Origin of the sequence: Mycolicibacter sinensis, from assembly GCF_001673565.1 — a bacterium.
Taxonomy (GTDB): Bacteria; Actinomycetota; Actinomycetes; order Mycobacteriales; family Mycobacteriaceae; genus Mycobacterium; species Mycobacterium sinense_C.
In genome coordinates this window covers 60,793-75,377 of record NZ_LZMF01000021.1, presented here as the reverse complement: position 1 = coordinate 75,377, position 14,585 = coordinate 60,793, and the positions used below count along the sequence as shown (strand labels likewise).

At 67.3% G+C, this 14,585-nt stretch carries 15 protein-coding genes; 3 read left to right on the top strand and 12 right to left on the bottom strand.

Annotated features, from left to right (window positions below; genetic code table 11):
• Positions 1-609, top strand: a 609-nt coding sequence (locus A5648_RS03985) for a helix-turn-helix transcriptional regulator (RefSeq protein WP_065023295.1), incomplete at its 5' end; no start/stop codon positions are given.
• Between the two features lies 1 nt (position 610).
• Here the strand turns inward: A5648_RS03985 and A5648_RS03980 are convergent.
• The 9 genes from A5648_RS03980 to A5648_RS03940 form a co-directional block, all read right to left on the bottom strand.
• Positions 611-1,789 (bottom strand): acyl-CoA dehydrogenase family protein, encoded by a 1,179-nt coding sequence (locus A5648_RS03980; protein ID WP_065023294.1) that lies wholly within the window; start codon positions 1,787-1,789, stop codon positions 611-613.
• Positions 1,790-1,801: 12 nt separating this feature from the next.
• Positions 1,802-2,884 carry an acyl-CoA dehydrogenase family protein gene (locus A5648_RS03975; RefSeq protein WP_065023293.1) on the bottom strand — a complete coding sequence of 361 codons (1,083 nt, stop codon included), beginning with the start codon at positions 2,882-2,884 and terminating at the stop codon, positions 1,802-1,804.
• A 3-nt stretch (positions 2,885-2,887) separates the two neighbouring features.
• Complete coding sequence (locus tag A5648_RS03970) at positions 2,888-3,715, bottom strand: amidohydrolase family protein (protein ID WP_065023292.1); 828 nt, start codon at positions 3,713-3,715, stop codon at positions 2,888-2,890.
• Positions 3,712-5,334 carry an acyl-CoA synthetase gene (locus tag A5648_RS03965; protein ID WP_065023291.1) on the bottom strand — a complete coding sequence of 541 codons (1,623 nt, stop codon included), beginning with the start codon at positions 5,332-5,334 and terminating at the stop codon, positions 3,712-3,714. The genes A5648_RS03970 and A5648_RS03965 overlap by 4 nt, the downstream gene beginning before the upstream one ends.
• A 12-nt stretch (positions 5,335-5,346) precedes the next feature.
• Positions 5,347-6,540, bottom strand: coding sequence for an amidohydrolase family protein (locus A5648_RS03960; RefSeq protein WP_065023290.1), 1,194 nt, complete (start codon positions 6,538-6,540; stop codon positions 5,347-5,349).
• Positions 6,541-6,565: 25 nt separating this feature from the next.
• Complete coding sequence (locus tag A5648_RS03955) at positions 6,566-7,411, bottom strand: enoyl-CoA hydratase (RefSeq protein WP_065023289.1); 846 nt, start codon at positions 7,409-7,411, stop codon at positions 6,566-6,568.
• Between the two features lie 149 nt (positions 7,412-7,560).
• Positions 7,561-8,358 carry an SDR family NAD(P)-dependent oxidoreductase gene (locus A5648_RS03950; protein WP_065023288.1) on the bottom strand — a complete coding sequence of 266 codons (798 nt, stop codon included), beginning with the start codon at positions 8,356-8,358 and terminating at the stop codon, positions 7,561-7,563.
• 3 nt (positions 8,359-8,361) lie between these two features.
• Complete coding sequence (locus A5648_RS03945) at positions 8,362-9,132, bottom strand: SDR family oxidoreductase (RefSeq protein ID WP_065023287.1); 771 nt, start codon at positions 9,130-9,132, stop codon at positions 8,362-8,364.
• 51 nt (positions 9,133-9,183) lie between these two features.
• Complete coding sequence (locus A5648_RS03940; protein ID WP_065023286.1) at positions 9,184-9,945, bottom strand: crotonase/enoyl-CoA hydratase family protein; 762 nt, start codon at positions 9,943-9,945, stop codon at positions 9,184-9,186.
• Positions 9,946-10,096: 151 nt separating this feature from the next.
• Between A5648_RS03940 and A5648_RS03935 the strand changes: the two genes are divergently transcribed.
• Positions 10,097-10,855: a TetR/AcrR family transcriptional regulator gene (locus tag A5648_RS03935; protein WP_065023285.1), complete on the top strand. Its 759-nt coding sequence runs from the start codon at positions 10,097-10,099 to the stop codon at positions 10,853-10,855.
• Here A5648_RS03935 and A5648_RS03930 read toward each other — a convergent pair.
• From A5648_RS03930 to A5648_RS03920, 3 genes are all read right to left on the bottom strand, one after another.
• On the bottom strand, positions 10,852-12,027 hold the full coding sequence (locus tag A5648_RS03930) for a thiolase family protein (protein ID WP_064853222.1): 1,176 nt from the start codon (positions 12,025-12,027) through the stop codon (positions 10,852-10,854). The two genes, A5648_RS03935 and A5648_RS03930, sit on opposite strands and share 4 nt — an antisense overlap.
• Before the next feature lie 71 nt (positions 12,028-12,098).
• Positions 12,099-12,980 (bottom strand): enoyl-CoA hydratase/isomerase family protein, encoded by an 882-nt coding sequence (locus tag A5648_RS03925; RefSeq protein ID WP_065023284.1) that lies wholly within the window; start codon positions 12,978-12,980, stop codon positions 12,099-12,101.
• Positions 12,977-13,663, bottom strand: a complete 687-nt coding sequence (locus A5648_RS03920) for a hypothetical protein (RefSeq protein ID WP_065023283.1) — start codon at positions 13,661-13,663, stop codon at positions 12,977-12,979. Before A5648_RS03920 ends, A5648_RS03925 begins: the two co-directional genes overlap by 4 nt.
• Before the next feature lie 79 nt (positions 13,664-13,742).
• Here A5648_RS03920 and A5648_RS03915 point away from each other — a divergent pair, with 79 nt between their 5' ends.
• Positions 13,743-14,582, top strand: coding sequence for an enoyl-CoA hydratase/isomerase family protein (locus tag A5648_RS03915; protein ID WP_065023282.1), 840 nt, complete (start codon positions 13,743-13,745; stop codon positions 14,580-14,582).
• Positions 14,583-14,585 lie beyond the last annotated feature (3 nt).

Genomic DNA, 14,585 nt, shown 5'->3' with positions numbered 1-14,585 from the left:
CAGCAGGCGGCCTGGATTCCGGCCGGCCTGGAGCATCAGGCCACCATGCGGCCCGAGGTGCGCACCGTGGCGGTGATGTTCGACCCCGAGCTGGTGCGGCACGGCGGTGACCGGGCGCGCATCCTGACCGTCTCGCCGCTGATCCGGGAGATGATGCTGCACTCGCTGCGCTGGCCGATCGAGCGGGCCGACGGAGACACCGTCTCCGACGACTTCTTTTCCACCCTGGGCCACCTGGTTTCCGAGGCGCTCGACCACGAGGCGCCGCTGAGCCTGCCCACCTCCGATCACCCGATCGTGGGCGCCGCGATGGACTACACCAAGGCGCATCTGTCGTCGGTGACCGCGGCGCAGGTCAGCCACGCCGTCGCGGTCTCCGAGCGCACCCTGCGCCGCCAGTTCGAAGCGGTGATCGGCATCTCGTGGCGGACCTATCTGCTGCATGCCCGGATGCTGCAGGCGATGGCGTTGCTGGCCGCCCCCGATCAGGGTGTCCAGCAGACCGCGACGGCCGTCGGCTTCGACAGCCTGAGCGCCTTCACCCGCGCGTTCACCAAATTCGCCGGCGAGTCACCGTCGAGCTATCACCGCCGCATCACGACGTCTTGAGCTACGACGTCTTGGCCACCGGCGGCGAGTAATTCGGCTTGCCCAGGCCGAGCACGTACTGGGCGATCATGTTGCGGAACACCTCCAGCGTGCCGCCGTAGATGCCGACCAGCGGGGCGAACCGGTAGATGTAGTCCGAAGCCCCCTCATCGATGGAGCCGTCGGTGCCGATCGGCAGCGCCGACGCGCTTCCCAGCAGGTCCATCAGATCCGGTGAGATGTCGCGCATCGTCTGGGCGAGCGCCACCCGCCCGAAGATGGACGGCGCCGACAGTGACGCCTCCACCCGCGCCGCGGCCCGGCCCAGCCGGTAGGCGACCGAGCCGTCGTCGATGCGCCCCGACCGTCCGACGACCGCACCCGCTTTGTCGACGGCCTCGGCCATGAAATTCGCCTGGTGCATCATGATCGAGACATCCTGCAGCCCGTCGGGATCAGCGTCGACGGCGCCGTGCTCGACGTTGAGCGGTTCGCGAAGCACGGTCCAGCCGCCGTTGACCTCACCCAGCCGGTATTTGTCATCAATCCGGACATCGCTGTAGTAGACGATGTTCGTGCGATCACCGTCGACAGTGCGCAGCCCCTGGATCTCGATGCCCGGCGTATTCAGCGGAACCAGGAACATGGTCAGGCTCTTGTGCTTTCGCGCATCCGGGTCGGTGTTGGTGATCAAGAAGACGTACTGGCAGTTGTGCGCGCCGGTGGTGAACATCTTGGAGCCGTTGATAATCCAGCTGTCCCCGTCGCGGACCGCGCGGGTCTTGCAGGTCGCGACGTCGGAGCCGCCTTCGGGTTCGGTGTAGCCCAGGCAGAGCCGGACGTGGCCGCTGAAGACGCCCGGAAGCACCTCGTCACGCAGCTCGGACGAACCGAACTTGTCGACCGAGCGGGCCACCATGGCGGTGGTTCCCCAGGTCACCCACGGTACGTGGGCGCGACGCTTCTCCAGTTCCCAGATGCGCCGGCGCACCCGGGAGAAGCCGCCGTCGGCTTCGGTCTTCCACTCGGCCTCCAGATAGCCGGCGGTACCCAGCGCCAGGTGCACGCCTTCGTCGAAGTTGTCGCCGGTCTCGCGGTCGCGGCGCTTGACCTCCTCGGTCACGTGGGTGGCGAGGAAGGTGCGGGCCTCATCGAGGAAGGCCTGGTCGTCGTCGGTCAGTTGCGGTCGGGAGAAGTCCATGATGCTCCAGTCTTAAAGGGCTGCGCGGTCGGCGTTTTCGCGAACGGCTGTTTCACGAACGGCTGTTTCACGAACGGCGATGAGCTCCGCTATGCGGCAGGCGCTGACGCCGGGGTCGCCACCGGCCAGCGGCCAGCCACGGGCCCGCACCAGATATGCCGTGGCGGCGGCTTCCGCCGAGACCCCGAGGCCGCCTTGGATGTGCACCGCCATGGTGGCGGCCTTGGCGGCTTCCTCGGCCATGAACACAAACGCCGACGCGGCCAGCTCCGGCCGCTCGTCGGGTTCGTTGTCCATGAACCAGCCGGCTCGATAGGCCAGGTTGCGCCCGCTCGCGACGGTGATCGCCATGTTCGCCAGCGGGTGGGAGATGGCCTGCAAGGTCCCGATCGGCACCCCGAGGGTGTAGCGGGTCTTGGCGAATTCCGCGGCGATGGTCATGGTCTGCTCCACCATGCCCACCAAGGCAGCGGCGGTCAGCAGCCGCCATTCATCCAGTGCCCGCTGGTATTCCGCCAGCGCGTCGGCCCCGCTCGCCAGCACCGTCCGGCTGTCGGCCGCCGCCGGGTCGATCCAGGCCATCGGCAGCCGGCCGATGTTCTCGACCGTCGTCGCCCGGGTGTCGAACGTCAGGCTGACGATCTCATCGCCGTCGCGGATGACGATCGCATCGGCGATCGAACCGGCGGGGAGCAGCCGTGGCCCGACAACGGTGTCCTGATGCGGGTCGAATGCGGCCAGTTGGCTACCGCGCACGACCTCGGCGTCCACCGCGCCAAGCCGCGCCAACAGCCGTGCGGCGCAGACATGGTCGATCCAGGGCACCGGGGCCAGCGACCGACCGATCTCCTCGGCGACCAGGGTGAGGTCCACCAGGGTGGCGCCGTCGCCGCCAGCCGATTCCGGCAGCGCCATCGTGGTCGCGCCCATCGCGCAGAGCCGCTCCCACAGGTTCTTGTCGAACCCGGATTCCTCGGCGGCACGGACGGTTTCGATATCGCAGTGCGTGGTGAAGAACTGCTTGTAGGCGGCTTGCAGCGCCTGATGGTCCTCGGTCAGGCTGTAGTCCAGCCGGCGCAGCTCGTATCGGTCCATTGATCAGTGCTCCTCGTAGTCGCCGAAGAAAAACTCGTGTGCATTGCGGTACAGGTATTTGTCCATCACCTCGGGCGGCAGATCCAGCCCCAGCGCCTCGGGCACCACGCGGTTCATCCGCAGCACCGGCCAGTCCGAGGCGAAGATGATCTTGTCGGCGCCGCGAGTTCGCATGAAGTGCACAAGGCTTTCCGGCAACCGTTTCGGCGACCAAGCCGAGGTCATCAGCCGCAGGTTGCGGTATTTGATCAGCATCCGGATCGCGACGTCCCACCACGGGTCGGCGCCGTGGATCATGCACAGCCGTAGTTCGGGGAAGCGCACGCAGACCCGGTCCAGGTGGATCGGGTTCTGCACCTCACCGGGGATCGGCGGTCCCGGGATGCCGGTGTTGATGCACAGCGGCAGATCCAACTCGGCGCACTTGGCGTAGAGCGGGTAATAGACCGCGTCACTCGGCGGGTACTGGCCGTCGCCCCAGAAACTCGGTCCCACCACGGCGTAGACCACCGGCAGGTCCTTGACGACGGCGCTGAGGTCGCGAAGCGCCGGAACCGGGCGCAGCAGATTCAGCCCGCCCATCGCCAGCACGAACCGGTCCGGCCTGGCCTGCACGAACTTTCGCGCAGTCACCGACGGTGTGGCCAGGTTGTCCATCAGCACGGCCTTGGTCACACCGTTGGCGTCCATCTCGTCGAGCAGCGCCGACATGTCGGCCGGCTCGAACATCGACTTCGGGCCCTTGAAGTAGTCGTCCCGCGTCTTGGCCATCCAGGCGGGCTGTTCACGTTCGCCGAAGTGAACGTTGACCAGACAATCAATTGCACTCATGACCCTGTGGCCACCTCTTCGTTCACTTGGCTTTTCGCCCATCGGTAATCGGCCTTGCCGTTGCCCAGCCGACGGACCTCGGGCACGACGAGGAACTCCTTGGGCACCTTGAATCCCGCCAGTGACGCTCTGCAGTGCGCCGCGAGCAGCTCCCCGGTGGCGTCGGCGTCCGGACGCAGCGCCACCAGCGCGGCCAGCTCCTCGCCCCACCGAGCACTGGGCCGACCCACCACCAGAGCGTCCGCCACCGCGCGGTGGGCACGCAGCACTTCCTCGACCTCCTCGACGAAAACCTTCTCCCCGCCGGTGTTGACCACCAGGGCGTCGCGGCCGAACAACCGCAGCGTGCCGTCCTCCTCGATCGAGGCCCGGTCGCCGGAGATCACCACCCGCCGGCCGTCGATCTGACAGAAGGTGCGCTCGGTGGCGTCGGCATCCTCGAAGTAGCCGAGTGGGATACGGCCGGTCCGCACCACCCAACCGACCTCGGGTTCACCGGGTTTCAGGAATCTGGTGCGATCCTCGGAGACCACGGCTCCGCCGGTGCGCAGGTCGAACGTGTCGCGCCGCGACTCGTGCTGGCTGCGGCCGAACCCCATGTTTCCGGTCTCCGAGGAGCCGTACCCGTTGATCAGGGTGATCTGCGGAAGGTATTCCAGCAGCGCCGCCTGATACTTCGGGTTGGTCGCGGCACCGCCGGTGCCGATCGCGTACAGCGAGGACAGGTCATAGCTTCCCCTACCCAGTTCCTCCACCAACGGTGCCGCGTAGGCGTCACCCACCATCGTCATCAACCCCACGCGCTCGCGCTCAACCGTTTTCAGCACCGCGCGCGGGTCGAATTTGGTGCGGGTGTCGTTGAGGATCACCGTCTGACCGCTCAGGAACGCCGAGAACGCGGTCCACATGCCCGCCGCGTGCATCAGCGGTGACAGCGCGAACCAGGGCGAACCGGCGTTGCTCACCTTCTGGTGAATCTCCGCCGCGGAGGCGTGGTCGTCCCCGACCATCGAGGAGACGTAGATGTCGCTCTGCCGCCACAGCACGCCTTTGGGGCGTCCGGTGGTGCCGCCGGTGCAGATCATCATCAGATCGTCGGGCGAACCCGCTGTCGTGTGATCGGTGCCGCCTTGCGCCAGCGCATCATCGAGCCGGATCGCACCCGCCGACTCGGGGGCGTCACTGCCGTCATCGATCGAGATCAGCAGGTCAATGCCGGCCGCAGCGATCATGTCGGCGAACTTCGCCCCCAGCGCCCGGTGATAGATGATGCCGCGGGGCCCGAGATAGCGGAGCAGGTCGGCGATCTCGGCCGGCGCGTAGTAGTGGTTGACGTTGACCGGCACCGTCCGCGCCTTGAGGCAGCCGATCACCATGTCCGGGTAGAGGTCGTTGTGCATGAGCAGAGCAACCCGGTCCTGGCCGCATTCCCAGTCGCTCAGCTCCGCGCGCTCACGATGGGCGCCAAGGCCCCGGCCGGCCAGGAAATTGCCCAGCCGGCGGGTGCGCTCCGCCGATTCGGCGAACGTGCTGCGCCGGTGCGCGCAGATTGTCATGGTCCGGTCGGGAACGGCCACGGCGATCTCGTCGAGGACCGCGCCGATGGTCCATTCGCTCATGGAGGCGGCGACCTATGCCCGCACGTTCACGCCGAGCAGGTCCAAGGCGTTGTCGCGCATGATCTTCCGGATGTCACCGGCGCTGAAAGCGGACAGCTCCTCGGTGAACGCCACCGGATCTTCCAGTCCCTCACCGTGCGGCCAGTCCGAGCCGAACAGGATCTTGTCGACGCCGATGGTCTCGGCCAGCAGCGGAAGGTCGTCCTCGTAGTAGGGAGCGATCCAGACGTTGTTGCGCAGCTGTTCGACCGGATCCTCGGCGAAGTACCGCGGCTGGCTGTTGGCGGCCTTCTTGAGCCGTTTGATCAACCGGTGCACGAAGTACGAGCCGTTCTCGATGCTGGCCACCTTCAGGTTCGGGTGCCGGCTGAACACCTGGTGCACGATCATCGCAGCCATCGTGTCGTGAATCGCCCGGTCGTCGAGCAGCACCGTGTCCAGCGGATCCTTGGCGCCGAATCCCTCGAAGGTCGACTGGCCGCCCCACAGGGCGGCGATCGCCAGATAACCGCTGTCGGACAGGTGAAATCCGACCGGCACCCCGGCTTCGGCGAGCCGAGCCCAGACCGGGTCATGGCTGGGATCGCCGAGCGAACGCGGCTTGACCGCACCGGGTACCGGCGCGGGCCGCACCAGCACCATCTTGGCGCCCTTGGCCAGCACCTCCTCGACTTCGGCCACCGCGGCGACTGGATCGGCCAGGGAGATGATCGGCGCCGCGATGATCCGGTGATCGGGCCGGTCGAAACCCCAGTCCTCGTCGAGCCACCGGTTGAAGGCGTGCACCGAGGCCATCGTCGCTTCGATGTCGTGTTTGAGGGCCTCTTCGACGCCGCAGGCGAAAGTCGGCAGCATGAACACGGTTTCGATGCCCTGGCTGTCCATCACCGTCACCCGGGCGTCACGGTTCTGGTATTCCGGGTGTTCGGCCAGCCGCTCGACCTTCATCAGTGACGCGGGGTCGACGCCCTCGGGGATCTCGCCGCGGAACAGCAGATCCAGGCAGCCCGGCACGATGATCGGGTCGAACGTCGGGTTGGGGATGAAGTGGTTGACCCGGTCGCCGATCACCGCCTGCGTGCGCTTGCCGTCGTTGAGCATCTGCACACCGCGACGCTTGAACTTCTTGTCCAGGTACCGGGTGAACGAGTCCACCGGCTCGTAGTAGTGGTTGTCGACGTCGATCGCTTTGTAATCCAGCGCCATATCGGTAATCCTCTCCCTGCGTTAGTCATTCACTCAGCGGCGGGAATTGTGGCGGCCGCTTCTGGAGAAAACTCGTGATGCCCTCGATGAGGTCGGGCCGCGCCAGCGATTCGTACATCAACTTCTCGGCACGTGCGCTCACCGCGGCGACATCATCGAGGGCGTCGCGGTAGGCCTGCGCCTTGATCACCGCCAGGGACGCCGGCGAGCAGTTGGTGGCGATGTCTTCGGCGTATTGCATGGCCCGCTCCAACAGTCGGTCGGGCGGCACGACGTGGTTGACCAGGCCGAGTTCGCGGGCCTCCTCTGCCAGGAAGGTCCGCCCGCTCAGCAGCAGATCCATCGCCGCACCCCAGCCGGCCAGCCGCGGCAGGATCCAGGTGATCCCGTATTCGGCGATCAATCCGCGGCGGGTGAACGCGGTGGCGAACTTGGCTCCGGCCGCCGCGAAGCGGATGTCGCACATCAGCGCGTGGGTCAGCCCGATGCCGACACAGGCGCCGTTGATCGCGGCGATGACGGGTTTACGCAATTCGGTCAGGAAATGTGGATGACGCTCCCCGACCAATTGGGCCACATCGGTGGTGGATACGTCGGGCTCCGATGCCTCGGAGTTGGTGGCCGGACCCAGATTCGCGCCGGCGCAGAATCCGCGACCACTGCCGGTCACCACGATCGCCCGTACCGCGGGGGCGGCCTCGGCGCGATCGATCGCCGCGTAGAAACCAGCCGCGATGTCGGGCCCCCAGGAGTTGAGCCGCTGCGGACGGTTGAAGGTAATCACCGCGACGCCGCCCCGCACCTCGTAGAGCACCGCAGGGTCGTCCGAGGCACTCGTGGCAACGAGCGCGCCGTCGTCGGCAGCGGTCATCGACCCGCACCTCCTCGCCCTGAGCGCCCCTCGGAGTCCGACTGGAATAACTCTTACTGTATACCTTTCGGTAGCGCATTCCGCAACCCTCGTCCTCCGCCCGAAAATCGCTATGTCAGCAGGTCAGAGGCGGGTCGCCGGGCGGCGCATCAGACGAAATCGGAGCCACCGTCGACGTTGACGTTGGCGCCGGTCATGTAGGAGTTGCGCCGCGAGGCCAGAAAGGCGGCAACGGACCCGACTTCATCCGGCAGTCCGGCCCGCGGCAGGTGCGCCGGATGGCCGAAGTGCTCGGTGATGGCTTCCATCAATCGGTACGGGTCCTCACCGTCCAGCCCGACGGAGCGTGCCCAGCCGACCAGTGCCTCGGAAGCCACGCTGCCGGGAGAGACCACGTTGACCAGGATCTCATCGGGAGCCAGCAGCAGCGACAAGTTCTTCGAGACGCTGTTGACCATCGCCTTGGCGGCGGTGTAGGCGGCCAGCACGGTGCTTTGCCGCTGCGTCGAATGCGCCGAGAAGTTGACGATCCGGGCCCATTCGGCTTTGCGCAGCAAGGGAAGTGCGGCTCGCACGGTGTGCACCATGCCCATCGCACCCTGGTCGATGGCCCGGCGCCACTGCTCGTCGGTGAGATCGTCGAAGGTGCCCTGCACGTCGGGTCCGGCCGCGTTGATGAGGATGTTGAGTTCGCCGCCCCAGCGCCTCCCCAACTCGGCGAAGACCTCCCCTACCCGCTGCTCGTCGGTGGCGTCGGCGACCAAGCCGACCGCGTCGGGGCTACCGCGCCGGGTCAGGTCGTCGGTTGCCCGGTCGAGGTCGGCGGCCGAGCGCGCGACGACGGCGACCCGGGCGCCGTCGTCGGCCAGGCAGCGCGCGGTGGCCAACCCCATGCCACGGCCGCCGCCGACGACGACAGCGCGCGCGTCTTGCAGGCCCAGGTCCACGCGTCAGCGCGGCTGGAAGCGTTGCGCGCCGTCGATGCGCACGACTTCGCCGTTGATGTAGGTGTTTTCCAACAGGTGCTGCGCCAGGTTGGCGTACTCATCGGGGGTGCCCAGCCGCTTGGGGAACGGCACCGTTTCGGAGAATTTCGCCAGCATCGCATCGGTGGCGCGTTCCATCGCCGGCGTCCGGATGGTGCCCGGCGCAATGCTGTTCAACCGGATCCCGACCGAGCTGAGATCCCGGGCCCCGCACAGCGTCAACCCGATCACCCCGCCTTTGGCGGCCGCGTATGTGGATTGGCCGATCTGCCCCTCGATGCCGGCGATCGACGACGTCATCACGATCGCGCCCCGCTCGCCGCCGGAGCCGGGCTCGGTGGTGGCGATCTTGGCCGCCGCCAGCCGCAGCACGTTATAGGTGCCGGTCAGATACAGCGCGATGGTCTTGGTGAAACCTTCCATCGGGGCGGGGCTGCCGTCGCGGGCGACGATCTTGTCCGCCACGCCGAAGCCCCCGTGGGCGATCACCGCGTAACGCAGCGTGCCGAGTTCGTCGGCCTTGGCCAGCGCCGCCTGCACGTCGTCGTCGTTGAGGACATCGGTGCGCGCGTAGACGGCCTTGTTGCCCAGCTCGTTCGCCAGCTTGGTGGCCTTCTCGTCGGCGACGTCGGCGATGACGACCGCCGCACCGGCTTCGTGCAACCGGCGGACCGTGGCCTCACCCAGGCCGCCGGCGCCTCCGGTAACCAGGACCACTTCACCTGCGAAAGACATGACTGCTCCTCACGTTTCGACCTACGAGTTCAAAAGGGCTGTGCGCCGGGGTCAGGTCCCGGTCCAGTTGGGTGCCCGCTTCTGCGCGAAGGCGATGGCGCCTTCCTTCGCGTCGTTGGACGCGAACACCGGCGAGATCAGCTCGCCCTGCTTCTGCCACATCTCGTCGGAGGACCAGTCCGCGGACTGGACCATGATGTCCTTGGTCACCGCCACCGCGAGCGGCCCGTTGGCGGTGATCCGCTCGGCCAGCTCAATCGCCCCGGCCAGTGCGTCACCCGGTTCGGTCAGGACATTGACGAAGCCCCACTGAGCGCCCTGTTCGGCGGTGAAACTCTCACCGGTCAAAGCCAATTCGAGCGCCTTCTGATAGGGGATGCGGTGCGGCAGCCGCAACAGGCCACCGCCGGCGGCCACCAGCCCCCGCTTGACCTCCGGAATGCCGAACTTCGCGTCTTTGGCGGCCACCACCAGGTCGGTGGCCAGCACCAGCTCGGTGCCGCCAGCCACCGCGTGACCCTCGACGGCGGAGATGAGCGGCTTGCGCGGCGGGCGCTCGGTGAAGCCCAGCCCCCGTCCCGGGACATAGGCCAGCTCGCCGGCCGCGAACGCCTTGAGATCCATTCCGGCACAGAAATTGCCGCCGGCACCGGTCAGCACCGCGGCCGACAGCTCCGGGGTGTCATCGAGCTCGTCGCAGGCCGCGGCCAAGCCTTCGGCGACCGCCTTGTTGGCCGCGTTGCGGGCCTCCGGACGGTTGATCGTGATGATGAGGGTTCGTCCACGACGTTCGGTGAGCACTTCATCTGACACGGGCAACCCCTCGAGCGTTGTGACAAGTTATACCAAAATGCTTACCATATGCTTTACGGTAAGAGAAGCTCACTTCCCGGGGACGACGACGGGCACAGGTAGGTTTGACGGCAACAAACCGGCCGCGCGGCCAGAACTGGAGGTACCCGCAGTGGCAAAGCAGCCTGTCGCCGAGAAGCGTCAGCGGCGCGAGCGCGGATCCATCAATCCCGACGACATCATCGACGGCGCGTTCGAGCTCGCCGAACAGATCGGGGTCGACAATCTGAGCATGCCGTTGCTCGGCAAACACCTCGGCGTCGGTGTCACGAGCATCTACTGGTACTTCCGCAAGAAGGACGACCTTCTCAACGCCATGACCAGCCGGGCGCTGCGCCAGTACGTGTTCGCCACCCCGTACGTGCAGGCCAAGGACTGGCGCCAGACGTTGCGCAACCACGCCCACAGCATGCGGACGACGTTCTTGGGCAACCCGATCCTGTGCGACCTCATCCTGATTCGGGCCGCGCTGAGTCCCCGCGCCGCGCAGCTGGGCGTCCAGGAGGTGGAGCGCGCGATCGCCAGCCTGGTGGAAGCGGGACTGTCGCCGCAGGACGCCTTCGACACCTACTCGACGATCTCGGTTCATATCCGCGGATCGGTGGTGCTGCGTCGCCTCTACGAGAAGAACCGCGCATCGGACGCCGAGGGACCGTCGGACTTCGAGGAGGCGCTCGTCATCGACCCCGAGGTGACACCGCTGCTGGCGCAGACCACCCAGCAGGGTCATCGGATCGGGGCGGCCGACGACGCCAACTTCGAGTACGGGCTCAACTGCATCCTCGACCACGCCGAGCGACTGATCGAGGAGAACAACAAGCCGGCGCGGCGTCGCTCCGGCACCTCGGCCAGCACCCCGAAGGCCCGCTAGACCTCGATCACCACCGCGCCGCCCTGGCCACCGCCGGCACACATCGCGGCCACGCCGATACCGCCACCGCGCCGCTGCAGTTCGTAGGCCAAGGTGGTCACCATCCGCGCTCCGGAGGCAGCGATCGGGTGCCCGAGGCTGCAGCCGCTTCCGGAGAAGTTCACCAGCTCCTCGTCGAGGCCGTACTCGCGGCACGCCGCGATCGGCACCGAGGCGAACGCCTCGTTGATCTCCCACAACGCGACGTCGCCGGGGGCCAGACCCGCCCGCTGCAAGACCTTGCCGATCACCTTGACCGCTCCCAGGCCGGTGTCGCGGGGGGCGACGCCGGCGGACGCCCAGGCCTTCACCGTGCCCATGACGTTGAGCCCCTGGGCTTGCGCGTAGTCGGCGTCGACGAGTGCGACCGCGGCCGCCGCGTCGTTGGTGCCACTGCTGTTGCCGGCGGTGATCGAGAATCCTTCGATCTCTGGGTGCAGCACCTTCAGGCCCGCCAGCTTCTCCGGTGTGGTGTCGCGGCGCGGGTGCTCGTCCACGCTGAACTCGGTCACCGTGCCGTCGGGCAGTTGGACCTTCAGCGGCACGATCTCGTCGATGAACTTGCCCGCGTCGATCGCGGCGATCGCACGCTGGTGCGACCGGGCCGCCCAGGCGTCCATCTCCTCGCGGCTGATGCCGGCCGCCTGAGCGGTGTTCCACCCCACGGTGATCGACATGTCACGGGTCGGCGCATCCACCGTCTCGGGGTGGGTCGGCGGCATCCACGGCTCGGCGAAGCTGAGCTCCGGGCCCGGGATGCGCATCTTCATCACCGGCAGCATCGACAGGGTCTGCACACCACCGGCAACCAACACCCGCTCCATTCCGGAACCGATCTGGGCGGCGGCGTTGCCGATCGCGGTCAGACTGCCGGCGCAGTGCCGGTTGACCGCCTGGCCGGGAACCGACTCCATCCCGCAGGCAGCTGCGGCGAAGCGGGCCATATCGCCACCGCCGTAGTGGGATTCGGCGAAGATCATGTCGTCGATATCGGCGGGTGCGATGCCGGCCCGGCGAATCACCTCCGGTACCACCGTGGTGATCAGCGTCTCCGCGGAGGTGTTGGCCAGCGTTCCTTTGAATGAGCGTCCGATGGCCGTGCGGACGGCACCGACGATGACAGGCGTAGGCATTCTTTGACCTTACATTATCCGTTGTTTTTGTAAAGGTGCCGGTGCGCGGCAGGTGGCCCCGCCGGACCGGCTCAGGGCTCCGGCACGTGAAAGTGCTCATCACGCAGCCGAAACGCCTCCTTGGTGCCGTGCTGAGCACGCGTCTTGACGAAGTTGAATTCGCCCGGCGCGAACTGCAGGTTGGTGCCGTAGGCGTGAAACAGATAGCTGGCCACCTCTTCGCCCTGATACGCCTGGCTCTGCTCGACGAGCCGGAACGCCTCCTTGGCGATGACCACCCCGTCGGCAGGCATCTTGGCCGCCTTGCACGCCCAGTACCGCGCCCGCGCCGTCACCTCCGCCGGATCGCACGTCTCGGTGAACACGCCCAGATGTTCGACCGCGCCGGCCTCGATGATGTCGCCGGTCAACAGCAGTCGCCGCGCCAGCACCGGGCCGAGGCGATGGAAGAACATGTGCAGACTGCCCAGGGCCGGGCCCAGAAAGCGGGTGGCCGGCATGCCGATCCTGGTGTCGCGCGCGATCACCGAGATGTCGGTCATGAGTGCCATCTCGAAACCGCCACCCAGGGCGTAGCCGCTGATCTCACCCACGGTGACCTTCGGAAAGCCCATCAGGTTGTGGTAGAAACCGAACGACTTGCGGTCGACGGTGAGCCGCCGGCGCTGGCTCGGCCGGCCCTTGGCCGCCGAACCGGGCGCTTCGGCACGCTCGCCGTACCAGCCGTAGGCGTTGTTCATGTCGGCGCCGGTGCTGAACACGCCCTCGGCACCCCGAAGCAGCACCACCACGACGTCATCGTCCTCGGCGACGCGGTCCAGATAACGAGCGATCGCGTCGCGCATCGCAGCGTCGTAGGAATTGCGGCGACCGGGGTTGTTCAAGGTGATGGTGGCGATCCGCCCGTCGGGATCGACCTCGAAGAGCACGCGGCCGTCGGTGGCATCGCTCATCGCTTGGACTCCTCACTGGGCCGTCTGCGGCCGAATCGGTTGGGGCTCACCTGCTCCGGCGCCATCGCGGCGGTGCTGACTTCGCCGGTGCACAGCACCTCACCGCGATGCAGAAGCCGCGCGGTCAACGCGATCCCGCGCTCGACCTCATTCCGCACGATGTCGAAGTCCAATTCGGTGAGGATGGGCGTCGGGCGACGGTAGGTGACCAACAGCGAGCGGGTACGGCCGGCCAGACCCGCCGCGCAGCTGTGATGCTGGGTCACGCAATCGAAGAACACGCCGAGGAACCCGCCGTGCACCAGTCCGGGCGGACCTTCGTACACCAGCGGGAAAGTGACGCGCCCGGAAGCGGTTTCGGCATCCAGCTGGTCGAACCGGTACTCCGGAAAGCAGGGGTTGAACGCGCCGACGTCGAAGGCGTGGTTGAGATAGACCCGCCCACGCTCGTCCTGCTCGAGCCGCGGTGTCGGCGATGCCGGCGCGTGGGCAGCCAGCTGCCGTTCCCAGTCGGCGAATCGTTCCAGCATGTCGTCCACCACCGGGTGCGGGTGCTCCAGTGCGAGCAGCATGCCCGCCACCCGCCGCAGGGCGCCGGCCGCCGCAACGGTCTGCTCCAGCGGCTGCTCGCCGAAGCGGTCGCTGCCAGCCGAAACCGCCGAGATGCCTGAACCGTCCGCCATGAGCACTTCCCCGTCGAATCCCGGTCGAATCGCGCCAATCGTATCGCCTACTGTAGCCCTCACGATATACCGTTGAAGGATGGACACCACAGTGGCCGATTCCCCCGATCCCGGGTCCGGCTCCGCGACCGGCGGCTCGGTGGCGGTGCTGCGCGACGGTGCGCTGCTCCGGCTCACCCTGGTTCGCCCGGACCGCCGCAATTCGCTCAGCCCGCCGATGACCGAGGCGCTGGTCAGCGCCCTGATCGAGGCCGCCAGTGACGATGGCCTGCGCGTCATCCACCTGACCGGCTCCGGTGCGGACTTCTGCGCGGGAGCGGACTGGGTCGCCACCAACTCGACCGGCCGGCGACCCCGCACCGGTGATCTGGTTCGGCGCATCCCGCACGCCGCGCATCGGGTGATCGAACTGCTGCACACCATCCAGCTGCCGGTGGTGTGCAGCGTCCGCGGGTGGGCGGTCGGGTTGGGCTGCAATCTGGCGCTGGCCGCCGACTTCACCGTCGCCGCGACCGACGCCGTCTTCTGGGAGCCGTTCCTGGCGCGCGGATTCAGCCCCGACTCGGGCGCCACCTGGTTGCTGCCGCGCCTGGTCGGAGTGGCCCGAGCCAAACGCATGTTGCTGCTCGGCGAGCAGGTCAGCGGAGCTTCGGCGCAGGACTGGGGATTGATACATCAGGCGGTGGAGCCGACAGCGGTCGACTCTGTCACCGAAGAATTGCTGGGACGTTTGGTCGACGGACCCACGGTCGCGATCGGCCTGACCAAGCAGGGACTGCATTACGGGCAGCACGCGACGCTGCCGCAAGCCATGACGCAGGAGTTGTTCAACCTCGAACTCAGCTGCCGCACTGCAGATTTCAAAGAGGGATTAGCAGCGTTCACCCAGCGGCGTCCGCCGGGCTTCACCGGCCGCTGATCA

Coding starts and splice junctions, on each gene's coding strand:
- A5648_RS03975 (WP_065023293.1), bottom strand. CDS start 2,884: ATGGACCGATACGAGCTGCGCCGGCTGGACTACAGCCTGACCGAGGAC.
- A5648_RS03920 (WP_065023283.1), bottom strand. CDS start 13,663: ATGGCGGACGGTTCAGGCATCTCGGCGGTTTCGGCTGGCAGCGACCGC.
- A5648_RS03915 (WP_065023282.1), top strand. CDS start 13,743: ATGGACACCACAGTGGCCGATTCCCCCGATCCCGGGTCCGGCTCCGCG.
- A5648_RS03965 (WP_065023291.1), bottom strand. CDS start 5,334: ATGAGCGAATGGACCATCGGCGCGGTCCTCGACGAGATCGCCGTGGCC.
- A5648_RS03960 (WP_065023290.1), bottom strand. CDS start 6,540: ATGGCGCTGGATTACAAAGCGATCGACGTCGACAACCACTACTACGAG.
- A5648_RS03955 (WP_065023289.1), bottom strand. CDS start 7,411: ATGACCGCTGCCGACGACGGCGCGCTCGTTGCCACGAGTGCCTCGGAC.
- A5648_RS03945 (WP_065023287.1), bottom strand. CDS start 9,132: ATGTCTTTCGCAGGTGAAGTGGTCCTGGTTACCGGAGGCGCCGGCGGC.
- A5648_RS03925 (WP_065023284.1), bottom strand. CDS start 12,980: ATGAGCGATGCCACCGACGGCCGCGTGCTCTTCGAGGTCGATCCCGAC.
- A5648_RS03980 (WP_065023294.1), bottom strand. CDS start 1,789: ATGGACTTCTCCCGACCGCAACTGACCGACGACGACCAGGCCTTCCTC.
- A5648_RS03930 (WP_064853222.1), bottom strand. CDS start 12,027: ATGCCTACGCCTGTCATCGTCGGTGCCGTCCGCACGGCCATCGGACGC.
- A5648_RS03970 (WP_065023292.1), bottom strand. CDS start 3,715: ATGAGTGCAATTGATTGTCTGGTCAACGTTCACTTCGGCGAACGTGAA.